The sequence below is a fragment of the Arthrobacter sp. Dra40 genome (assembly GCF_059091905.1).
On record NZ_JBNHHB010000005.1, the window covers coordinates 1 to 21,479 of the forward strand.

Sequence of the window (21,479 nt, forward strand, 5' to 3'; positions counted from 1 at the left end):
GGGAAAACGACCAAAGACACTGCACTAAATTCAAACCAGGCTGATAAAACCGCGACACACCACAGGGGCGGCACGCCACGGCACTTCAACCAATAAATAATTGGTATCAACAAACTTGGCACACTATTGAGTTCTCAAACAACAGGAGCACCCGGCACCAAGACGACCCTCACAGGCCCTCCATCGCTCCGGAGCAACTTTTCAAACTTACCCGGTTCCCGCGACCTTTGCAAATCGCCGTTTCCGGCGGATTCAGGTCCGAATCCCGGCCCCCGCCAAAACCCCAAGAGGCGCGTAAAACGCACCAAATCCTGGTGATGTTTTGAAGGGGTTTGGCCGCTGTTTTGTCTGCTTCAGCAGCAGCGACTCAGAAAACAATACACCCCTCCCGGCATCCCCGCAAATCGCCCCCGCAACCCGCCCGCACACCCCCTCATACCAACCAAACACCCGCCCAAAAAGCCCGCCACCACAAGGAACCGCCGCCCCCAACACCACCCCGCACCGCAGCCCGGCACCGCCGCACCACACCCATAACGCCCTGTGCAGCCGCTCACAAAACCCGCCTCAAGAACGGATGACCCCGGACCCAACGCCAGCCGGAGCACGAACCCGGCCAACCCCGGTCCACGCATACCGGTCCGGGCTGGCTGCCAGAGACGTAGAGGGGGCGGTTGTGTCCGGGCTGCTCGGTTCTCAAGACGCCACCGTCGACAGCGCCTTACATGAATGCCTGACCCCGACGGAGGTCCCTTTCTCGAGCTGGCGTTGTTGACCGCCGCGGTACCGAACCTCGCAGGCACGAGCGACCAGCAGCCGTGCCGGCAACGTTCTTCAGGCGGGGACCCGTCAGACGACTCCGGGGAACCTGCCCTCTGCAGGCTGCGCATCATCCTGCACGAGCTTCATCGACACGAGCTCGGTGAAGCCGACGCGGCGGGCGAAGCGCACGCTCCTGCGCTTGTACACCGTGAAACCGAGCTTGGTGTAGAGGCCAAGGGCGGGTGCGTTGGTGTCCTTGATGTCCTCGAGCACGTACTCGCTATAGCCGGGCAGCGCCAGAAGGTGATGCAGCAACGCGGTCGCAACGCCGCGCCCCTGGTAGGCCGGCTCGGTGGCGACGAACCCGATCTCGGCGAGCCCGGGCAGGGCGGCGTCGGAGGCGGCCATGAACCACTTGCGGATCACCACGTAGCCAAGCAACCCGCGCACCAACCCGAGGTGCCGCCGAATCTCCCGCCATCGCGGCGCGAACAGCGTTTGGTCACCCTCGGTGAGCGAGGCGAGGCCGGCGGGCTCCCCGTTCACCAACGCGATGTAGAACCGTTCGAGCAACAGCATGTGCTCGAACGCGTCGGCCAACTTGCCGGTGTCGCGCGAGAACGCGACGAAGTCCGCCGCGAAACTACGCACATAGACCTCGGCTATACGGCGACGGTACTCCTCGCCCAGCACGTCTCCCCGCCCGACCACGACCATCGTTTCGCCCACCTGTCCACCCCGTTTTCACCCACCCAGATTGGGTCCGACCCTACACCGACGCCACCACCCGGAACCGGATGTCCGGCGGAGCAGCTGTCCCGACGGCAAAGGGCGCGGACATCGCTGTCCGCGCCCCTCATCCGACGGTCGCTGCGCCACCCAGACGGCAGGTGGCACGTAGCGCCAAGCCGCGCCCCGCCGTCGTTGTTTGCTGTGCGTTACTCCGCGATCAAATCCCGGATCACGATGGTCTGGTCGCGGTCCGGACCGACGCCAATGGCGGAGAACCGGGTGCCGGACATCTTCTCCAGCGCCAGCACGTAGTTGCGTGCGTTCGTCGGCAGGTCCTCCAGCGTCTTGGCGCCGGTGATGTCCTCGGTCCAGCCGTCGAAGTACTCGAAGATCGGCTTGGCGTGGTGGAACTCGGTCTGGGTCATCGGCATTTCGTCATGCCGGACGCCGTCCACGTCGTAAGCCACGCAGACCGGAATCTGCTCGATGCCGGTGAGCACGTCCAGCTTGGTCACGAAGTAGTCGGTGAATCCGTTGACGCGGGAGGCATGGCGGGACAGCACGGCGTCGTACCAGCCGCAGCGGCGCGGCCGGCCCGTGTTTACGCCGAACTCGCCGCCCTTCTTCTGCAGGTATTCGCCCATGTCATCGAACAGCTCGGTGGGGAACGGCCCGGCACCCACGCGGGTGGTGTAGGCCTTGATGATGCCCACGGCGCGGTTGATCCGTGTGGGGCCGATGCCCGAGCCCACGGACGCGCCGCCGGCGGTCGGGTTGGAGGAGGTCACGAACGGGTAGGTGCCATGGTCCACGTCCAGGAAGGTGGCCTGGCCGCCCTCCATCAGCACCACCTTGCCCTCGTCCAGCGCCTGGTTCAGCACCAGCGTGGAGTCGATGACCATGGGCCGCAGCCGCTCGGCGAAGGACAGGAAGTACTCCACCACTTCCTCCACGTGGACGTCGCGGCGGTTGTAGACCTTGACCAGCAGCTCGTTCTTCTGCCGCAGCGAGCCCTCGACCTTCTGCCGCAGGATCGATTCGTCGAAGACGTCCTGTACGCGGATGCCCAGCCGGGCCACCTTGTCCATGTAGGCGGGGCCGATGCCGCGGCCGGTGGTGCCGATGGCCCGCTTACCCAGGAAGCGCTCGGTGACCTTGTCCATGGTCTGGTGGAACGGGGCCACCAGGTGGGCGTTCGCGGAGACCCGCAGCCGCGAGGTGTCGGCGCCGCGGGCTTCGAGTCCGTCGATCTCCTCGAAGAGAGCCTCAAGGTTGACCACGCAACCGTTGCCGATAATCGGAGTGGCGTTGGGGGACAGGATGCCGGCCGGCAGCAACTTCAGCTCGTACTTCTCCCCGCCGACGACGACGGTGTGGCCCGCGTTATTGCCGCCGTTCGGCTTGACCACGTAGTCCACGCGGCCGCCGAGCAGGTCGGTTGCCTTGCCTTTTCCTTCGTCGCCCCACTGAGCTCCGACGATCACAATTGCTGGCATGGGATCCTCCCCCATTCGATGCGGCGGAAGCCCCGGACAGTCTGTACAAGAAGGAGCCGCTGCCGCGCATGAGAACGCCCCTCACTCCAAGCGGAGTATGTGGGGCTCTTACCCACCAAGTTTAGCCGATTGGCCTGCGCGGCCCGGAATCGGTGCCCGGCGGGGTGTAGGCCGCGAGACCGGCCGCGAGGGTTGCCGCGAAAGTGTTGTCCTGAATCGCTGCTGGGCGGCTCGCCGCTGCGTAGTTGCAGCTTGAAGTCGGTCCCCGTCATCAAGTGGAGAAAAGGTGCTGTAAAACCTGTGCTTTTGCAGCACCTTTTCTCCACCCGATTGGCGACAGGCCGCGGGGCCGACGTTCGACGACGGCGGTCGCGAAGCCCGTCGGCGGGGCCGGTCCGCTCTGGCCCGCGGCGCGACGCCGGGGCTGGCACGCTCTGGCCTGCGGCGCAGCGGCGGGATAGCCTGCCGAACATGGCCGTCTCTCAACCGATGGCACGGATCGGCATTTCCGGCTGGCGGTATCCGCGGTGGCGGGGCACCTTCTACCCCAAGGGCCTTCCGCAGCACCGCGAACTGGAGTACGCCTCCAGCCACCTGAACTCGGTGGAAATCAACGGCACCTTCTACTCGCTCCAGCGGCCCTCCAGCTTCCGGCGATGGCACGAGGAAACTCCGCCGGGATTCGTCTTCTCGGTCAAGGGCGGGCGCTACATCACGCACCTCAAGGGGCTGAAGGACGTCCGCGAGGCGCTGGCCAACTTCTATGCCAGCGGCGTGCTGGGGCTCGGCGACAAACTCGGCCCGTTCCTGTGGCAGTTGCCCGAACGCGCCACCTACGACGCCGGCGTTATGGAGAAGTTCCTGGCCCAACTGCCCCAAAGCACGCAGTCGGCCGCGGCACTGGCCGCCGAACACAGCGAGTTGATGAAGGACCGGATCTGGATTCCCGACGGCGGCGCCGACCGACCGCTGCGCCACGCCGTCGAAATCCGCAGCACCACGTTCATCACCGAGGAGTTCTACAACCAGCTGCGTCGGCACAACGCAGCCCTGGTGCTCGCGGACAGCGCCGGAAAGTGGCCGATGCTGCATGAGATCACCGCGGACTTCATCTACGTCAGGTTGCACGGCAAGGACGAGCTCTACGTCGGCGGCTATCCGGACTCGGACCTGGACCGGATGGCAACGGCGGTCAGCGGCTGGCTCTCCGGCTCCGACTGTCCTGACGGCGTGGGCCGGGACGCGTACGTGTACTTCGACAACGATGCCAAAGTCCACGCGCCGTTCAACGCGATGGGGCTGGCAGAACGGCTGGGCCTGCCCACCGGTCCCTGACGCCGTGCCGTTCCCGCGCGGCATACTGGACACTGTTGGCGGGCCAGCCCGGAGCCCCGCCAGCGCCGACCCACTACTGATCGAGGAAGCCTTGGCAACGCCCCAGCTGACCAGCACAACAGCTATCCTGTCGCGGGCCGTCCGGGACCTCCAGGCGTTCGCCGAACATCCTGCCGATTATCTCGAAGACCTGTATGAGAATGCGGAGGCGGCAGCCAGAACCTGGCTGCGCGTGGGCGAACTTCACCGCTTCCAGTACGACGACGGCGTCGTCAGCTTGGCGTGGCAGGGCACACCGCTGCTCGGCGCACCCGTCTGGGACGATGTCTGCGGGATCTGGCGTGGTCTGGTTGGGGTGGTTGCGGACTATTTGGCTACCGGGCGGGGCGAGACGCTGCTTCCAGACCAGCCCGTACCGGTAGTGCTGGAGCGAATCCGCGGCGGCGCGCTGCTCAGGATTGGAGACGCGGCCGTCCGCGTGGATCCGGCGGCCTTCAACCTAGAGCTCTTGGCCGAGGCTGAGCGATTCTGGCAATGGACCGTGCTGCACGGCATTCCGGTGGAGGCGCCGGACGCCCTTCAGGAGATCGCCCGGGCAAGGACCGCATTGGGCCCTGAACGGTCAGGAGGCCCCCCAACCTACAGTTTGCCGCCGGAGGCCTCCAGGTAGCAGGTTCCGCAGAGCGACTCGTACCAGACGTCCTCGCCGTCGATGGCGACCTGCTCGCCGTCGAAAACAACCTCCCCGTCCACTCGGCGGGTGTTGAACACGGCCTTGCGGCCGCAGCGGCAGATGGTCTTCAACTCCTCCAGCGTGTGCGCGATTTCCAGCAGCCGGCGCGCGCCGGGGAAAGCCTGGGTGCGGAAGTCGGTCCGGATGCCGTAAGCCAGCACCGGAACGTTATCCATCACCGCGATGCGGAACAGGTCGTCCACCTGCGCCGGTTCCAGGAACTGGGCCTCGTCCACCAGCAGGCAGGCCACCGGCTGGACATCCACGTGTTCCAGCAGGGCCTCCGGATCTTCGCCGGCGGCCACCCGGCCGAAGTGCTCGCGAACCGATTCGCCTGGCCGAATCATGAAGTCCACGTCACGGGTCATGCCCAACCGGGAGACGATCTTGCTGTCCCCCTTGGTGTCCAGGTTCGGCTTGGTCAGCAGCACACGCTGCCCGCGCTCCTCATAGTTGAACGCAACCTGGAGCAGTCCGGTGGATTTGCCGGAGTTCATCGCCCCGTAGCGGAAGTAGAGCTTGGCCAACACAGTCCTTTCAAGCGGTCCCAGCTGTCGATTCTACTGATCCTGGGGTGGGGTGGACCGCAGTGCCGGATCAGGGCGCGGCTTCGGCGAAACGTTTGAAATCTGTCAGCTGGCCGGAGTCCGCCTCGGCCATCGCGGCGCGGATCTGGTCCGCCATGCCGGCCAGTTCCTCAGTGATGACGACGTCGGCCGTGAGCGTCAGGCGGGTGGCGCCGCCATCGTCGTCGAGCTCGTAGCGGTAGTACGCCTGCACGTCCCCCTGCGACGAGGCAATGGTGATGCTGCGTCCGACGTCGAGCTGGCTCACCGTGCAGCTGCGGTCATGCCCCTGGGAGTGGAAGTCGATGGTTTGGCCTGTGACCAAGGGGCCCTCGGCGTGCATCTCGCTCACCCCGGGCATCCACGCTGGCGCGGCAGCCCAGTCGGTCAACAGCGCCCACGCCCGGGCCGGCGGCACGTAGACCTGCTCGGTGACCGTGAACGCAGTGTTCGCACCCATACCTGCATCATCCCTTCCCGGCCGCTGCGGCGAAAGGCCCGGACGGATCGCCGGCTAGCTTTTCGGTCGGTCGAGGACTGGACGAGTCGGCGGCTGGCTTTTCGGTCGAGGACTGGACGAGTCGCCGGCTGGCTTTTCGGTCGAGGACTGGACGGGTCACCGGCTGGCTCGCGAACCCGCGCGACCCGCTGGACTGGCAACCTTTCGGTTGCGTATTGTTGAGGCTATGGACGCAGTTTTCCACGCCCTCGGTCATCCGACTCGGCGGATCCTGTTGGAGGAGCTGGCCGCAAACAATGACCAGACCCTGTTCCAGCTGACCGTGGGTTTGATCAACAAGCACCATCTGGAGATCTCCCGCCAGGCTGTCACCAAGCATTTGGCCATTCTGCGCGAGGCCAAATTGGTTGCGTCCAGCACCCGGGGTCGTACTACCGTGCACCATCTGGACCCTGCCCCGCTGGCCGCCGCACGGGAATGGCTCACGCTTTTCCCACAGCCCACCACCACGAAGGAAAAACCATGATTGTCACCACCACGAGTATTTTCGTCGACGACCAACAGAAGGCGCTCGAGTTCTACACCACCAAGCTGGGCTTTCAGCTCAAGAATGACGTGCCGCTCGGCGCGGACCGGTGGCTGACGGTTGTCTCGCCGGAGGCCCCCGACGGGGTGGAACTGCTGCTGGAGCCGTCCGGCCATCCGGCGGTGAAGCCGTTCAAGGAAGCCTTGGTCGCAGACGGCATCCCGTTCAACAGCTTTGGCGTGGAGGATGTGCACGCCGAGTACGAGCGCCTGGCCGCGCTGGGCGTGGAGTTCATCCAGAAGCCCGCCGACATGGGACCGGTCATCACCGCCGTCCTCGACGACACCTGTGGCAACCTGATTCAGATCGCCAGCAGGAAGGACTAGTCGCACGGCTTGGGCTGGGTGACGCTGGGGAACCCGGCCCGGCTACTCGAGCACGCGCTGCCGCACCAGCGCGGAGAGCTCCTCCGCCCGGCGCACCACCCCGTCCGCCTTCTGCGTATGTTCCCGAAGAGATTCCTGCAGGGAATCCTCTTCGATCGACGCCAAGTTGGCCTCCACGGTAATGCGCGCGGTGGCGGCGGCGGCGCGGGCCGCCTCGGCCGCCACAGCGATGTCGCTGAGAAGGTCGGCTTTGCAAACATCCAGCAGCTCCCCGCCCAAACGGACGACGGCGGTGGCTAGGTCCAGCTGCGCCCTCGCCGGAAGCGTCGCTTCGACGAGCGCCTCGCGGAAGGCCGCGCTGCGCTTGGCCCTCTCCTCGTCGGATCCGGACGGAAGCTTGTAGCAGTCGACCACCCGCTGGAACTTCTCTTCGTCAGATTCCGCCTGCTGCATGGCGGTCCGCATCAGCTCGTCCGCCTCGGACAGAATGGCTTCGAGGTCCGGTTCCGACCTTCCAGACGCGCCATCCTCGGACTCCGATGCCGACCCGCTGGCTCCCTGGGGCTTGGAGAAGCTGGCAACCATCCCGATCAGCGCCGCTGCCTGTGCTGCATGGATCGCCCCGACAGCGCCCGCACCCGGGGTCGGATCGTTCGACCCGAGCCTGCGCAGATACTGCTCGATGGTCTCGGATCTGCTCACGCTTCGGCTCCATCTATTGCTGCGGCGGCTGCGCTCCAGGTGTCTGCTTCCATCTCTGCATCATGCCCAACAACGCATCGCTGCGAAAGGGCCGGACAGGACCCGGGACCGGTCTTTTCACGCCGATTCAGTGGTAAATTCCCCGCATGGACTGGGGCGAGGAGATGGTCCCCGTTGTACGGATGTTCCCGGATTACGCAGACACCGTGCTGTGGTTTGACGGACCGGTCGACTACGCGGATTGCGGCCTGAGCGAGAGGCTGATTCGGGACCTCACACGGTGGGAGCTGGGCTACTATGACGCCCTCGTCAACTTGGAATGGCGGAGCCGTGAACTGGCGGCCCAGTTCACCAGGGATGGGCTCCGGTTGGCGCAGCAGGTTGCCCAAGAACTTGGCGCTGGCTTCGAGGTCGAGTTCAGATCGTACGAGAAGGGAGCGCACGCTCGCCGCTTTCGAGGCAACGGGCCGGGCTCACCTTCTGCCGTTGCCGCCTTCAGCCGTCGGGTCACTGATCTCCGCAGGGACCAAGAGCAATTGGCGCGGCTAAAGGCCGATGACGAGGCCTCCGGCGCGGCCGGCGCCTGGTTCGCCTACGCGCCGAAGTCCGGAGCGGTCTTCCGGCCAGGGGGTGTCAACGGCGGCCACCCCGGATCCCGTGATGGCGAGAATCGGGGCGAGGAATAGACACCGGGTGCTGCCGCCGCTGAAGCAGCCAGCAAGCCAGAAGAATCCAGTGGTTAGAAAACGGGAGCTGACTCAAGGCCAACTCCCGTTTTCTAACCAACCTATTTACACCTCAGGCGCCTTCGATGGCCGCCTTGGCGTTCGGGTCTGAATCGGCCAGGAATTTGCCGATCCGGTCCACTTCTTCGGCCTCGCCGATGGCACCCGCCGCCCGGCCCAGGGCGTACAGGGCGCGCAGGAAGCCGCGGTTCGGTTCGTGCTCCCAGGGAATCGGGCCCGCGCCGCGCCAACCGGCACGTCGCAGCGAGTCCAGGCCGCGGTGGTAGCCCACCCGGGCGTAGGCGTAGGACTCGACGGTCCGGCCCTCGCCGTAGGCTTCATCGGCCAGAATCGCCCACACCAGCGAGGAGGAAGGGAACCTCGCGGCCAGATCCACCGCTTCGTCGCCGGCGTCCAGTCGGGCCAGGACGTCGGTCTCTTCCGGCAGGTAGGTCGGCTCGGGGCCCAGCAGGTTGGTGCGGAAGGGCTCGGTCATTTACTTCACCGACTTTCCGGCAGAGCCCAGGCGCTGGGCTGCTTCCACCACGCGGGCTGCCATGGACTTCTCGGCGGCCGCGCCCCAAACACGTGGGTCGTAGGCCTTCTTGTTGCCCACTTCGCCGTCGACCTTCAGTACGCCGTCGTAATTGGAGAACATGTGGCCCGCCACCGGACGGGTGAAGGCGTACTGGGTGTCCGTGTCCACGTTCATCTTGATCACGCCGTAGGACACGGCGTCGGCGATTTCCTGCTCGGACGAGCCGGAGCCGCCGTGGAAGACCAGGTTGAACGGGTTGTCCTTGCCGATCTTCGCTCCGACCTCTGCCTGGATCTGCTGGAGCAGCTCGGGGCGCAGCTTCACGCCGCCGGGCTTGTAGACGCCGTGCACGTTGCCGAAGGTCAGCGCGGTGATGTAGCGGCCTTTCTCACCCGCACCCAGCGCCTCGATGGTCTTCAAACCGTCGTCCACGGTGGTGTAGAGCTTCTCGTTGATCTCGTTTTCGACGCCGTCTTCCTCGCCGCCCACCGTGCCGATCTCCACTTCCAGGATGATCTTGGCCGCGGCGGTGCGGGCCAGCAGGTCTTCGGCGATCTTCAGGTTCTCTTCAAGCGTCTCGGCCGAGCCGTCCCACATGTGCGACTGGAAGATGGGGTCCTCGCCGCGCTTCACGGCCGCCTCGGACTCCGCCAGGAGCGGCAGCACAAAGCTGTCCAGCTTGTCCTTCGGGCAGTGGTCGGTGTGCAGCGCCACGTTGACCGGGTACTTCTTGGCCACCTCGCGGGCGAACGCGGCGAAGCCCAGCGAACCGGCGACCATGTCCTTGACGCCGGCGCCGGACCAGTACGCGGCACCGCCGGTGGAAACCTGGATGATGCCGTCGGATCCGGCATCGGCAAAGCCCTGCAGGGCTGCGTTCAGGGTCTGCGAGGAGGTGACGTTGATCGCCGGGTAGGCGAAGCCGCCCGCTTTGGCGCGGTCAATCATGTCGGCATAGATCTCAGGGGTTGCAACGGGCATGCTGACTCCTTGGCTAGCGATACGGATTCGAAGGCGTTGCCTCTGCGCCCATCCTATCGAGTCGCGTCCGGGGAGCGGCTTCGAGTCGGTCACCACCGCAGTTTCGAGACGCCCGAGGCTGCCGCACCAGCCGGCTCCTGCCGCCACAGCCGGATCCGGGCAGACGTGTGTGAAGCCGGGTTACATCCGCGGCCTCACTCCCCCGCGGCGTGGCCCGCCGTGGCAAGCTGGAACCATGACTGAATTCCCGCCGCCGTTCCACGGTCCGCGCGATCCGGGCGACGCCTGGGTGGAAGGACCGGACGGTACCCGGATGTGGGGCCGGTTCGGCTCGGCCGGGCTGCTCGCAGTGGACCGCGAGCGCGGCATCCTGCTCCAGCACCGGGCCCAGTGGAGCCATTTCGGCGGCACCTGGGGAATCCCGGGCGGCGCGCGCCACCAGGACGAGTTGGCAGTCGACGCCGCCCTGCGCGAGGCGAACGAGGAGGCCGACGTCCCGCTCGACGCGCTGGCTCCGCTGTTCACGTCGGTGCTGGACCTGGGGTTTTGGACGTACACCACCGCCGCGGCCAGGACCGTGCGGCCGTTCGAACCGGCCATTACCGATGCCGAAAGCCTTGCCCTGGCCTGGGTGCCGCTGCATGAGGTGGACAATCTGCCGCTGCACCCGCACTTCGGCGAGGCCTGGCCCCGGCTGCGCACCTTGCTGGAACACCCGCCGCTGCTGGTCATCGACGCCGCGAACGTGGTGGGCTCCCGGCCGGACGGTTGGTGGAAGGACCGCGCCGGTGCCGCCCATCGGCTGCTGGCCTCGCTGCGCGCCGCGTTGGAACCGGGGCTCCCGGCCGACCTGCTGGCGGTGCCCGCCGGCACTGTGTGGCCGCGCACCGTCGTCGTGCTGGAAGGCGCCGCGAAGGATGCCGCCGCGGAAGGTGGCTATGAGCACGACGGCGGGGCCGAACCTTCCCCGCACGGCACCACCTCGCGTCCGGCTTCCCCGCGCGACGACGGCGGGGCGGGCCAGGCTGCGGCGGCGCACCGCCGCGGTGTGCAGTTGGACGTAGTGCACGCGGCCCGGTCGGGCGACGACGAGATCGTGGCCCAGGTGGAGAAGGCGTTCGGTGCCGACTCCGAGGCGTCGGTGACCGTGGTGACGTCGGACCGCGGCTTGCGCGAACGGGTCGAGAGCCACGGCGCCCGGACCGTCGGCGCCGGGACGCTGCTGGGCCTGGTCGGCTGACTGCGGCGTCCACGCAGCTGCGGAGTCACCCAGACGGCTCCCTGCCCAGGGCTCCCGCGGCCTACTTGGCCCCGCGCTATGCCATCGGTGTCCACGTTTTGGCGGGGCCGTGAGCATCGTCGCAGGTCAGAGGCCTGTGGACAGCCAAGACATGGACAATTCCCGCTGAACGTGGACAGCTGACGGCGGAGCTAGGCTAACCGCGGGTGCCGCCAGGCCCACCCGGCCCGCCTTGGGAGCGGTGCCACCCGGCCCGCCTTAGGAGTCTCCCGAGCCCGCCTACGGAGCGGCCGGTGCCCCCACCGGCTGCGAAAACACGTGGCGGCGGATCCAGGCATGCATGGCGATGGCCGCGGCGGCGGAGGCGTTGATCGAGCGGGTGGAGCCAAACTGGGCGATCGACAGCGTGGCGTCGGCGGCGGCGTGGACCTCAGGCGTCAGCCCGGGCCCTTCCTGCCCGAACACCAGCACAACGTTCTCGGGCAGGTCGTAGGTCTCCAGCGGCACCGAGTCGGGGAAGTTGTCGATCCCGATGATCCGCAGCCCCTCGCCTTGCGCCCAGGCCACGAAGTCCTCCACGGTGGGGTGGTGCCGGACGTGCTGGTAGCGGTCGGTGACCATCGCCCCGCGCCGGTTCCACCGCCGTCGTCCGATGATGTGCACTTCCTTGGCCAGGAAGGCATTGGCGCAGCGCACTACGGAGCCGATGTTCAGGTCATGCTGCCAGTTCTCGATGGCCACGTGGAAATTGTGCCGGCGGGAGTCCAGGTCCGCGACGATCGCGTCGTGCTTCCAGTAGCGGTACTGGTCCGTCACGTTGCGGCGGTCGCCGTCGGCCAGCAACTGCGGGTCCCAGTGGTCGCCCTCCGGCAATGTCCCCTCCCAGGGCCCGACGCCGATGCTCGCCTCCGGGGCGCCGGTTCCGGGCGCGTCGGGGTCGGCTACGGGAACGTCCGATCCGGGCTTCTGTCCGTCGGTCAACGGCTGTCCGGCCTCGGCTTCGCCTGCGTTTTTTTCCACCCCACAAGCCTAGGTGACAGACTGGGTCGAAGGCGCCGTCCCGCGAGCTCAGCGGGGTGCACCCGTACCCGCTCCGGCAGAAAGGGAACCATGCATCTGCAGAAGATTCGCACGCCGGCCGACATCGAATGCTGGCTCACCGACATGGACGGCGTGCTGGTGCACGAGAGCACCGCCATCCCTGGTGCAGCTGAATTGATCCGGCGCTGGATGGACACTTCCAAGCGGTTCTTGGTGCTGACCAACAACTCCATTTTCACTCCCCGGGATATGGCCGCACGGCTGCATCAGGCCGGGTTGGAGGTGCCGGAGGAGAACATCTGGACGTCGGCGCTGGCCACTGCCCAATTCCTGCGCAACCAGACGCCGCCCTCAGAGGGGCACGGCCGCGCCTACGTCATCGGCGAGGCCGGGCTAACCACTGCCCTACACGAGGCTGGTTTCATCCTGACCGACCGGGACCCGCAGTACGTGGTGCTGGGCGAAACGAGAACGTACTCCTTCGAAGCGATCACCAAAGCCATCCGGCTGATCCTGGCCGGCTCACGCTTTATCGCCACCAATCCGGACGCCACTGGCCCGTCCACGGAGGGGGTGCTGCCTGCCACCGGAGCAATCGCGGCACTGATCACCAAAGCCACCAACCGCACGCCGTACATTGTGGGCAAACCGAATCCGATGATGTTCCGCTCGGCCATGAACCAGATTGATGCCCACTCCGAGACCACGGCGATGATCGGCGATCGGATGGACACAGACATCGTCGCCGGCATGGAGGCCGGGCTGCACACGGTGCTGGTCTACACCGGCATCACCCAGCCCGAAGATGTGGCCCGCTTCCCCTTCCGGCCTAACCAAACGGTCGACTCGGTGGCCGACCTGATCCCACTCGTTTAGTCGGCGGCCGGAGCTAGCCGGCGGCCGGACCTCCAAGCCGGGCCAGGCCTATCCGCACCCCCATCGAGCCGCGCGGGGAACGGGCCATCCTAAACGGGAGCGATGCGCGGGCGCAGCCAACCGGATCGGGCTAGAAGAACTGCGCCTTCATGCCAGCCACCGGCAGCGGGAAGAACTCGTTTTCCACCTGCTGGATGATCGGCACGTAGATTGCCGAGTTCCATTGCGGGCTGGCGTGGGCCGGCCGGGCGCCTTCGGTCACCAGGTTGTTGGTCAGGAAGTTCGCCTCGTAGTTCACCAGCCAGCTGCGCCGGGCGGTGGTGTAGTTGATCGTCTGATCGCCCGGGTTCCCCATCCACGCCATCTTGGTCTCGCCGATGCTGTGGCTGAAACGGTGCGCGTCGAAGTGGTAAATGTACGAGGACTGCGACTGAATCAGCGTGCTGGAGACGGCCAGCGGGGACAACTGCTCCATGGTCTGCTCCACGATCTGCCGCCAGCTGCGTTCGTTCTTGTGCACAATCCGCTCGCCCAGCTCGTATCCCCCGCGCAGATAACTCGGGACCCGATAACCGGCCTCGTACAGGAACACCACGCCTTCGAACATGGTCTTGTCCAGCACGTCGAAGCGGCTGTACGGGGACGAGTCCATCAGGATCAGCTCCACCGGGAAGCCCTTGGCCCGCAGCCGCGCGGTCATCTCCACCGCCACCATGCCGCCGAAGCTGTGCCCGTAGAAGTAGAGCTTCTGCAGCTTGTTGTCCTGAATGTGTTTTTGCAGCACCTCGGTCAGCTCAGCCAGATCCAATCCGCGGTTCGAATAGCCCGCCACCGCCAGTCGGCCGCGCTCCGTCAAGCCCGTGCGCAGCGAGTTCAGGATCCACAGCCCCTCCTCCCAGCTGGTCTTGTACCCCGGGAACACTACCCAGCTGGAGCGCGGGAAGCGCCGGTCCGCACTCTCGTCCGCCAGCGTGAGGATCTGCGCTTCGTTCCGCATACTCTGGATGGCCCGGGTGGCCGCCAGATCCGCGGCGGTACCCAGGCCGAAAGCGGCGCCGATCAGGAACGAGCGCCGCGAGACCCGGTGCAGGTCGCTGGCCAGGCGCAGCTGGCGGGCGGCCTTGTTCCTGCGTACATCCATGAGTTTGGTGGGCTGCCTGCCGCGGCTAGTCCAGGCCCAGCTCGTCCTTGCCGAAGGCGAACAGATACGGAACGCCTGCTTCAGCCTCAATGCGTTCCTTGGCGCCGGTGTCGCGGTCCACGATGACGGCCACGGCCTTGATCTGACCGCCGGCGTTGCGCACGCCTTCCACCGCGGTCAGAGCGGAGCCGCCGGTAGTGGAGGTGTCTTCCAGTACGACGACGGCCCGATCCTTCACGTCGGGACCCTCAACTTGGCGGCCCATTCCGTAGGACTTCTGCGCCTTGCGCACCACGAAAGCGTCCACGGCGCGGCCGGCGTCTGCCGCGGCGTGCATCAGCGCGGTGCCCACCGGGTCGGCGCCCATGGTCAAGCCGCCGGCCGACTGGAACTCGATGCCGGCCTCATCCAGCATGGCCAGCATGACCCTGCCGACCAAGCGGGAGGCTTCGTGATGCAGGGTGACCCGCCGCAGGTCAATGTAGTAATCGGCCTCGGCACCACTGGAGAGTGTGACTTTGCCGCGCACCACGGCCAGTTCCTTGATCAGTTCGAGCAGGCGGGCGCGGTCGGCCGCTGGATCGGCCGCAGAAGTCTGGGTCATGATCCCCAGTCTATGGGGTTGCTCCTGCGACGTTCAGAATCGGTGACGCAGGGACGCCCGGCGCGGAGTTTGGTTGCTTCCGGACACCCGACGTACCCGCACCAGTGACCATTCAGGCCGCGCCTGCCATAATCAGGGCCACGCGAGCTAGGGGAGGTTTGCACACATGGCCACCTTTGTGTTGATTCACGGGGCCGGGGATGTCGGCTGGTATTGGCACTTGGTGGAGGCCCAACTGCGTGCCCGCGGGCATGACGTGGTGGCCCCCGACCTGCCCAGCGAGGACGAAACCAAGGGGCTGGACGATACGGCGGACGAGGTAGTCCAAGAGATCGGCGACCGGCGGGACCTGGTGATCGTCGGCCAGTCGTTTGGCGGCTTCACCGCGCCGCTGATCGCCGCCCGGCTACCGGTCAAGGTGCTGGTCTACCTCGCGGCGATGGTCCCGGCCCCCGGCGAGCGGCCCGCGGACTGGTGGCGCAATACCGGATACGGCGAAGCGGCCAAGGAGCAGGCCGCCACGGACGGCGGGCTGACTGGAAACCCGGATCCGTTCATTAGCTTCTACAACGGCGTCCCGCGCGAGCTGGCCGAGGAGGCATTGAGTTATGAGCGCGGCCAGTCGGAAGCATCCCAGGCCGAGCCGTGGCCACTGAAGGCCCACCCGGACGTGCCGACGAAGTTCATCCTGTGCAAGGACGACCGCTTCTTCCCCGCCGACTTGTTCCGTCGGATCGTTCCCGAGCGGCTGGGCATTGTCCCGGACGAAATCCCCGGCTGCCACTGCGTGGCGCTCAGCCACCCCAAAGAGTTGGCCGACCAACTGGAGGGTTACCTGAGCGAAGTAGCCTAGAGCCCGCGGACCAGCAGGTTCGGGTGCAGCTGCTCCCAGCGGTCGGCCAGGTCCTTGCTCGCGTCGTAACCGTCGACTGCCAGCTTGGCCGTGACGCCGCTGCCGCTGATCTCGAGGGGGCTTGGCTCCGCGGGCGAAAATTGGCGGGGTTCCGCCAGGGTACAGCCTGCCAGCCAGCTGGAATCATGCTGACGATTGGCGTAGATGAGGCAGACGCCGCCCGGAAGTGCGTTGGCCACATAGAACGAGTGATCATCCTGCTCCGCGAGCAACCTGACGCTGCCCGGAGCCACATGCTCCACCTCAATATGGGCAGGAAGTTCTACAGCTGTGGCGTCCTTCTCGGTCAAAGCGGAAAAGCCCGCTGTTGAGCCGCCGCAGCCGGCCAGCGCCTGCAGCAGAGCAACACCGGCTGCCACCTTGACCAATGTGCGCATGACTCCCCTGCCGTCGATGGATGAGCGTTTGTCTCACGCTAGCCGCGTAACAGCAGCCGCGGGAGCTCCAGCAGGTTGCGAAACGATAACTTCAGACCAAGGGGGCGAAACAGGAATCACGCGGACGCCGCGGCCTCGATCGCCTCGGGCGAGAGCACATGCCCGATCGCCAGCGACACGGCCCCCAGCACGCCCGCCCGCTGCCCGGCCACCGACGGGGCAATCCGCAGGTGCTCGGTGGCCAGCGGCAGCGAGCGCCGGTAGACCACTTCGCGGATGCCGGCCAGCAGGTGCTCGCCGGCCTGCGCCAGCCGGCCGCCAATCACGATCACGGACGGATTGACCAGGTTCACGCAGGTGGCCAGCACGTCGCCGATGTCCCGCCCGGCCTGGCGCACCGCCTGAATCGCCTGCAGGTCGCCCGACCGCACCAAGTCGATCACGTCCTGGCTGCTGCTGGCCTTCTTCCCCTCGGCCGATAATGCCGCGGCCAACGCCGGCCCGCCCGCCAGCGCCTCCAGACAGCCGGTGTTCCCGCAGCGGCAGGCCACGCCGTCGCCGCGCGGCACCCGCACATGCCCCAGGTCCCCGGCGGTGCCCTGCGCGCCGCGCTGCAGTTGGCCCGAGGAAATGATGCCGGCGCCAATCCCGGTGGCCACCTTGATCAGCATCAGGTCGGCGGTGTCCGGCCAGGCCATCGCCTGCTCGCCCAGCGCCATGATGTTGACGTCGTTGTCCACCAGTACCGGCACCTCGAAGTGTTGCTGCACCAGCCCGGGAACGTCCACGCGGTCCCAGCCGGGCATGATCGGCGGATTGATCGGCCGGCCCGTGTCATGCTCTACCGGCCCGGGCAGCCCGATGCCAATCGCGCCCAGATCCGCCGCGCTCCGGCCGGCGTGCTGCAGCAGCCGCGCCACCGCATCGCAGAGCCAGCCCAGCACGCTGTCCGGACCGCTGGCGATGCTCAGCTCGGCGCGCTCTTCGGCCAGCACCGCGCCAGAGAGGTCTGCCACGACCACCAGCGCGTGCGTGGCTCCGAGGTCGGCTCCGACCACCAGCCGCGCGGCCGGATTGAGTGCAAACAACGACGGCGGCCTACCGCCGGTCGAGGTCGCTCCGCCGACGGGCGCGATCAGCCCCACCCGCATCAGCGCATCCACGCGGGCGGTCACCGTGGACCGGGCCAGGCCGGTCAGCTGCGCCAGCTCGGCGCGGGTGCGGGGCTGGCCGTCACGGAGCAGCTGGAATACCTCGCTGGCTCCAGCGGCCGGCTGCACTGCCAGGCGCTGCGGGGCGACGTCGGACTTCAACACACTTTCAGTAGAGCATGCCCCACTTCCGTTTGTCTCTATGCCGACTAAAAAAGACCTTTCAACAACTTATGTTGGACTATCGACAAAAGTGTGTGATGCGTGCCACAGTAGGGTGCGTGGAGCGTACTGCCAGCAACGATGCGGCCGGAATCGGCCCGGAGCGGGATCAGCCTGTGCTCGAGGTGCGCGGGCTGACGAAGAGTTTCTTTGGGAACCCGGTGCTGCAGGATGCGGCGCTAACGCTGCACCCGGGCGAGGTCCACGGCGTCGTGGGGGAAAACGGCGCCGGAAAGTCCACCCTGATGAAGATCCTGGCAGGGGTTTACCAGCGGGACTCGGGAACGGTGCTGCTGCGCGGCGAGAGCGTGCAGTTCAGCCACCCCACTCAGGCACACGAAGCCGGCCTGTCCACGGTGTTCCAAGAATTCAACCTGCTGCCCGACCGCACGGTGGCAGAGAACATCTATCTGGGCCGCGAACCCCGCAAAGGCCTGTTCGTCAGCCGGGCGAAGATGAACGCGGCCACCGCCGACCTGCTGGATTCCCTGGGCATCGGGTTCATCCGTCCCACCTCGCTGGCGCGGTCGCTGTCCGTGGCCGAGCAACAGATCGTGGAGATCGCCAAGGCGGTCAGCTACGACGCCCGGATCATCTCCATGGACGAGCCGACCGCCGCCTTGTCCGGTCCGGAAGTCTCCCTGTTGTACGGCATCGTGCAGCGCCTGGCCGAACGCGGAACCGGAATCCTCTACGTCTCGCACCGGCTGCGCGAAATCTTCGACCTTTGCCAGAGCATCACCGTGCTCAAGGACGGGCGGATCGTAGATACCAAGCCCGCCGCCGAACTCGACGACGCGTCGCTGGTCCGAATGATGGTGGGCCGGCCCATCTCCGCCTACTTCCCGGACAAGCTCCCGGCCGAGCCCGCGGCGGAAAGCCCGGCGGCCGCCCCCGGCGAGGCGACGCCCCCCACCCCGTTGCTGGAACTGGACGACGCCGGCAACGACCAGCTCGACGGCATCGGCCTGCGGCTGATGCCCGGCGAGATCGTCGGAGTCGCCGGACTCCAGGGGTCCGGCCGCACGGAATTGCTGCACGCGGTCTTCGGCGCCGCACCGTTCAACCGCGGCACCATGCAGTTGGACGGCCGGCCGGTGCGTCCACACTCTCCGCGCCAGGCGGTCCGGCACGGCATCGCGCTGATTACCGAGGACCGCAAGGCGCAGGGCCTGAGCCTGAACCAGTCGCTGCTGGACAACGCGCTGGGCGTGGTCCGCGCCGTGTTCCCCGGCCGAACCTCCACCGTGCGCCGCGAAGTCGCCGGTTCATTCAGCACCTTGGAGGTGGTCGCCAGGGATTTGGACCAGGAGGTGCAGTACCTCTCCGGCGGCAACCAGCAGAAGATCGTGCTGGCCAAGTGGTTGGCAGTCTCCCCGCGGGTGGTGCTGCTGGACGAACCAACCCGGGGCATCGACGTCGGCGCCAAGGTCGCGGTGTACCGGCTGATGCGCCAGCTTGCAGCCGAGGGGAAGGGCGTACTGATGGTTTCCAGCGAGCTGCCGGAGGTGATCGGCATGTCCGACCGGATCCTGGTGATGCGCGACGGGCAACTCGCCGGTGAACTCCCCGCCGGTGCCACCGAGGAGGACATCCTGCGGCTGGCCACCGGCGCCAGGGTTCCCGGCCCGGCGTCCGAGGGCGGGCACCTCCTAGACCCCCAGCCCGACGGCGCCGCGCACCCGGGCGGCGTCCAGCCCGACGGCGCGGCGCCCCCGAGCGGCGGCCAGCCCGACGGCGCCGCGCAACTGAGCGAAGGCCGGCCCGACGGCTGGCCCCGCGTTCCGGAAGATGGCAGCACGACCGGAGGCACGGCATGACGACGACGAGCTCCGCAACCCGGGCCAAACCATCAGCACAGGCCGGCGGTTTTTTCGCCAGGCTGAGCTCCACCCAGATCGTCTATCTGGTGGCGCTGCTGGTCCTGATCGCCGGCAGCATTCTGGTGGCCACCACCGGCCGCAACTTCTTCAGCCCGGGCAACATCTCCGCCATCCTGACCGGCACCAGCGTGCTGGGCTTCATCGCCATCGGCCAAACCCTGGTGATCCTGGTCGGCAGCCTCGATCTTTCCGTATCTTATGTGACCAGCCTGGCCAGCCTGATCGGCGCCGGCGTCATGGCCAACCAGAGCGGGAACGTGCCGGCCGCCGTGGCCCTGACACTCGGGGTCTCGGCGGTGATCGGCTTGGCCAACGGCCTGATAGTCGCAGGCCTCAAGGTGCACGGCTTCATTGCCACGCTGGGCATGGGCCTGATTATCAGCGGCTATCTGGGCACCAACTTCAAGGGCAGTTTCGGCCAGACCCCGTTCTCCTTCCGGCTGATCGGCGCCACCGGCCTGGGGCCGGTGCCGATCTCCACGCTGATCATGCTTGCCTGCGCCGCGCTGGTGCTGCTGATGCTGCACCGCACGCGGATCGGCCACCACATTTATGCGGTGGGCGGCGACCGGGAGGTGGCCCGCATGTCCGGCGTCCGGGTCCCCGGCGCCGTGATCACCGCCCACGTGACCTGCTCGGTCCTGGCCGGCATGGCCGGCCTGCTGCTGGCCAGCCGGCTGGGCGTCGGCAGCCCAACGGTCGGTTCGCAAGGCGGCTACGACCTGCTGTCGATCGCCGCCGTCGTGCTGGGCGGAACCCTGCTGGCCGGCGGCAAGGGTTCGGTCGTCGGCACACTGGGCGGGGTGTTGATCTTCGCGATGCTGGACAACATCATGTCCGTGCTGCAGATCAACCCGTTCCTCAAGGACGTGGTCCGGGGCGTGGTGATCGTGGTCGCCGTCGCCGTCTACGCCCGCCGCACCATCGTCACCCGGCCCCCGCGCTTCGGGCACGGCGGGCACCAACAGGAGATCCAGCCATGAGTACGATCCTGGACCCGGCGGCCGGCCGCGCCGTCCTGCAGCAGAACCGGGCCAGCCGCGGCGAACGGTTCCTGCGCGGCCTGCGGACGCCCGGCGGCGGCGTCTTCGTCCTGCTGCTGGCGCTGCTGGTGGCTATCATCATCCAGAACCCGTCGTTCGGCGAGCCCGAATCCCTCATCCGCTTCATTGGCCGCACCGCCCCGATTGCGATCGCGGCGATCGGGCAATACTTCGTGATCGTCTCCGGTGAATTCGACCTGTCGATGGGTTCCGTCGTCACCATGCAGGTCATCGTGGCGGGCAACTTGATCCGCGACGACGACTCCAAGGTCGTCCCGGTGCTGGTGCTGATGTTCGTCCTCGGCGCGGTCATCGGCTTGATCAACGGCTTGATCACCACCTTGCTGCGGGTGCCCAGTTTCATCGTCACGCTGGGCATGATGCTGGCCCTGCTGGGTCTGGTGTTGTACTGGACCGGCGGCGCCGCCCAAGGCAATCCGGCGGACAGTTTCCGGCAGATCGGCCGCGGCGGCATTAAGGACGTCCCGGTGTTCGGGATCATCCCGTATCCGGTGTTGATTCTGGCCGTGGCCGCAGTGCTGGCCTTCTGGTTGATGCGCCGGCCCTACGGCCGCACGCTGCTCGCCGTGGGCGACAACGACGCCGCCGCCGCGCTGACCGGCGCCCGGGTCTGGTGGGTGCGCACCCGCGCCTTCATGCTCTCCTCGCTCGCCGCCACCGTCTCCGGAATCCTGCTGGTGGGTTACGCCGGAGTCCACCCGTCAGTGGGGCGGGGCTACGAGTTCACGGCGATCACCGCCGTCGTACTGGGAGGGGTGGTGCTGGGCGGTGGGCGCGGCTGGGTGCTTTCCGCCGCCGCCGGTGCCTTTGCGCTGGAGTTGCTGTTCACGCTGCTGAATTTCATGGGCGTGGCGTCCACCTGGCGGCCCACCGTGCAGGGCGCCATCATCATCGTCGCCGTAGCTGCCGCCGCGCAGTCCTGGCAACGCAAGCGCCGCGGAGGCTCTGCGGCCGCGCAATCCGAACAACAACGAATCACTGCGGCACCAGAGCCCGCTGAGGGCACCGACAAGGGAGGGAACTGA

At 67.0% G+C, this 21,479-nt stretch carries 23 protein-coding genes; 11 read left to right on the forward strand and 12 right to left on the reverse strand.

All coding sequences use genetic code 11. From position 1 onward, the window contains the following. Positions 1-849 precede the first annotated feature (849 nt). Together AC5RWT_RS03850 and AC5RWT_RS03855 are read right to left on the reverse strand one after the other, a co-directional pair. A complete protein-coding gene (locus tag AC5RWT_RS03850; RefSeq protein ID WP_494079223.1) occupies positions 850-1,491 on the reverse strand; it encodes a GNAT family N-acetyltransferase in 642 nt (213 codons plus the stop codon). A gap of 209 nt (positions 1,492-1,700) precedes the next feature. Further along, entirely contained in the window at positions 1,701-2,990 is a 1,290-nt protein-coding gene (locus tag AC5RWT_RS03855) for an adenylosuccinate synthase (protein WP_494079224.1), read from the reverse strand. Between the two features lie 471 nt (positions 2,991-3,461). Between AC5RWT_RS03855 and AC5RWT_RS03860 the strand changes: the two genes are divergently transcribed. Together AC5RWT_RS03860 and AC5RWT_RS03865 are read left to right on the forward strand one after the other, a co-directional pair. Beyond that, positions 3,462-4,325 (forward strand): DUF72 domain-containing protein, encoded by an 864-nt coding sequence (locus tag AC5RWT_RS03860; protein WP_494079225.1) that lies wholly within the window; start codon positions 3,462-3,464, stop codon positions 4,323-4,325. A gap of 91 nt (positions 4,326-4,416) precedes the next feature. Continuing rightward, on the forward strand, positions 4,417-4,995 hold the full coding sequence (locus AC5RWT_RS03865; protein WP_494079226.1) for a hypothetical protein: 579 nt from the start codon (positions 4,417-4,419) through the stop codon (positions 4,993-4,995). Here AC5RWT_RS03865 and AC5RWT_RS03870 read toward each other — a convergent pair. Then, positions 4,965-5,585, reverse strand: a complete 621-nt coding sequence (locus AC5RWT_RS03870; protein ID WP_494079227.1) for a thymidine kinase — start codon at positions 5,583-5,585, stop codon at positions 4,965-4,967. The two genes, AC5RWT_RS03865 and AC5RWT_RS03870, sit on opposite strands and share 31 nt — an antisense overlap. A gap of 70 nt (positions 5,586-5,655) precedes the next feature. Continuing rightward, positions 5,656-6,084, reverse strand: coding sequence for an SRPBCC family protein (locus AC5RWT_RS03875; RefSeq protein WP_494043465.1), 429 nt, complete (start codon positions 6,082-6,084; stop codon positions 5,656-5,658). A 226-nt stretch (positions 6,085-6,310) separates the two neighbouring features. Here AC5RWT_RS03875 and AC5RWT_RS03880 point away from each other — a divergent pair, with 226 nt between their 5' ends. Further along, positions 6,311-6,610: an ArsR/SmtB family transcription factor gene (locus AC5RWT_RS03880; RefSeq protein WP_494079228.1), complete on the forward strand. Its 300-nt coding sequence runs from the start codon at positions 6,311-6,313 to the stop codon at positions 6,608-6,610. Next, positions 6,607-6,996 carry a VOC family protein gene (locus AC5RWT_RS03885; protein ID WP_494079229.1) on the forward strand — a complete coding sequence of 130 codons (390 nt, stop codon included), beginning with the start codon at positions 6,607-6,609 and terminating at the stop codon, positions 6,994-6,996. The genes AC5RWT_RS03880 and AC5RWT_RS03885 overlap by 4 nt, the downstream gene beginning before the upstream one ends. A gap of 42 nt (positions 6,997-7,038) precedes the next feature. Here AC5RWT_RS03885 and AC5RWT_RS03890 read toward each other — a convergent pair whose 3' ends face one another. Then, positions 7,039-7,698 (reverse strand): cyclodeaminase/cyclohydrolase family protein, encoded by a 660-nt coding sequence (locus AC5RWT_RS03890; protein ID WP_494079230.1) that lies wholly within the window; start codon positions 7,696-7,698, stop codon positions 7,039-7,041. 146 nt (positions 7,699-7,844) lie between these two features. Between AC5RWT_RS03890 and AC5RWT_RS03895 the strand changes: the two genes are divergently transcribed. Beyond that, positions 7,845-8,384 (forward strand): immunity protein CdiI family protein, encoded by a 540-nt coding sequence (locus AC5RWT_RS03895; RefSeq protein WP_494079231.1) that lies wholly within the window; start codon positions 7,845-7,847, stop codon positions 8,382-8,384. A gap of 112 nt (positions 8,385-8,496) precedes the next feature. Here AC5RWT_RS03895 and AC5RWT_RS03900 read toward each other — a convergent pair whose 3' ends face one another. Both AC5RWT_RS03900 and fbaA read right to left on the reverse strand, forming a co-directional pair. Beyond that, the gene (locus AC5RWT_RS03900; protein ID WP_494043460.1) at positions 8,497-8,919 is read right to left on the reverse strand and encodes a DUF3151 domain-containing protein; all 423 of its coding nucleotides are present in this window, start codon (positions 8,917-8,919) and stop codon (positions 8,497-8,499) included. After that, the gene (fbaA, locus tag AC5RWT_RS03905) at positions 8,920-9,942 is read right to left on the reverse strand and encodes a class II fructose-bisphosphate aldolase (RefSeq protein WP_494079232.1); all 1,023 of its coding nucleotides are present in this window, start codon (positions 9,940-9,942) and stop codon (positions 8,920-8,922) included. It abuts the gene before it with no gap. Between the two features lie 235 nt (positions 9,943-10,177). Between fbaA and AC5RWT_RS03910 the strand changes: the two genes are divergently transcribed. Continuing rightward, positions 10,178-11,182 (forward strand): NUDIX domain-containing protein, encoded by a 1,005-nt coding sequence (locus tag AC5RWT_RS03910; RefSeq protein WP_494079233.1) that lies wholly within the window; start codon positions 10,178-10,180, stop codon positions 11,180-11,182. Between the two features lie 279 nt (positions 11,183-11,461). Here AC5RWT_RS03910 and AC5RWT_RS03915 read toward each other — a convergent pair whose 3' ends face one another. Then, positions 11,462-12,082, reverse strand: coding sequence for a TrmH family RNA methyltransferase (locus tag AC5RWT_RS03915; RefSeq protein WP_494079328.1), 621 nt, complete (start codon positions 12,080-12,082; stop codon positions 11,462-11,464). A 210-nt stretch (positions 12,083-12,292) separates the two neighbouring features. Between AC5RWT_RS03915 and AC5RWT_RS03920 the strand changes: the two genes are divergently transcribed. Next, on the forward strand, positions 12,293-13,099 hold the full coding sequence (locus AC5RWT_RS03920; protein ID WP_494043457.1) for an HAD-IIA family hydrolase: 807 nt from the start codon (positions 12,293-12,295) through the stop codon (positions 13,097-13,099). Between the two features lie 130 nt (positions 13,100-13,229). Here the strand turns inward: AC5RWT_RS03920 and AC5RWT_RS03925 are convergent, their stop codons facing one another. Together AC5RWT_RS03925 and pyrE are read right to left on the reverse strand one after the other, a co-directional pair. Beyond that, positions 13,230-14,240, reverse strand: coding sequence for a thioesterase domain-containing protein (locus AC5RWT_RS03925; protein WP_494079234.1), 1,011 nt, complete (start codon positions 14,238-14,240; stop codon positions 13,230-13,232). A 25-nt stretch (positions 14,241-14,265) separates the two neighbouring features. Then, positions 14,266-14,844: an orotate phosphoribosyltransferase gene (pyrE, locus tag AC5RWT_RS03930; RefSeq protein WP_494043455.1), complete on the reverse strand. Its 579-nt coding sequence runs from the start codon at positions 14,842-14,844 to the stop codon at positions 14,266-14,268. Positions 14,845-15,010: 166 nt separating this feature from the next. Here pyrE and AC5RWT_RS03935 point away from each other — a divergent pair, with 166 nt between their 5' ends. Further along, positions 15,011-15,697: an alpha/beta fold hydrolase gene (locus AC5RWT_RS03935; RefSeq protein ID WP_494079235.1), complete on the forward strand. Its 687-nt coding sequence runs from the start codon at positions 15,011-15,013 to the stop codon at positions 15,695-15,697. On the opposite strand, the gene AC5RWT_RS03940 is transcribed toward AC5RWT_RS03935, so the two are convergent. Then, positions 15,694-16,134 carry a hypothetical protein gene (locus AC5RWT_RS03940; protein ID WP_494079236.1) on the reverse strand — a complete coding sequence of 147 codons (441 nt, stop codon included), beginning with the start codon at positions 16,132-16,134 and terminating at the stop codon, positions 15,694-15,696. The two genes, AC5RWT_RS03935 and AC5RWT_RS03940, sit on opposite strands and share 4 nt — an antisense overlap. 116 nt (positions 16,135-16,250) lie before the next feature. Beyond that, the gene (locus AC5RWT_RS03945) at positions 16,251-17,450 is read right to left on the reverse strand and encodes an ROK family transcriptional regulator (RefSeq protein WP_494079237.1); all 1,200 of its coding nucleotides are present in this window, start codon (positions 17,448-17,450) and stop codon (positions 16,251-16,253) included. A 116-nt stretch (positions 17,451-17,566) separates the two neighbouring features. Here AC5RWT_RS03945 and AC5RWT_RS03950 point away from each other — a divergent pair, with 116 nt between their 5' ends. From AC5RWT_RS03950 to AC5RWT_RS03960, 3 genes are read left to right on the forward strand one after another with little or no spacing between them, the layout of a single operon-like run. Then, complete coding sequence (locus AC5RWT_RS03950; protein ID WP_494079238.1) at positions 17,567-19,327, forward strand: sugar ABC transporter ATP-binding protein; 1,761 nt, start codon at positions 17,567-17,569, stop codon at positions 19,325-19,327. Continuing rightward, positions 19,324-20,373, forward strand: a complete 1,050-nt coding sequence (locus tag AC5RWT_RS03955) for an ABC transporter permease (RefSeq protein WP_494043450.1) — start codon at positions 19,324-19,326, stop codon at positions 20,371-20,373. Before AC5RWT_RS03950 ends, AC5RWT_RS03955 begins: the two co-directional genes overlap by 4 nt. Next, positions 20,370-21,479 carry an ABC transporter permease gene (locus AC5RWT_RS03960; protein ID WP_494079239.1) on the forward strand — a complete coding sequence of 370 codons (1,110 nt, stop codon included), beginning with the start codon at positions 20,370-20,372 and terminating at the stop codon, positions 21,477-21,479. Before AC5RWT_RS03955 ends, AC5RWT_RS03960 begins: the two co-directional genes overlap by 4 nt.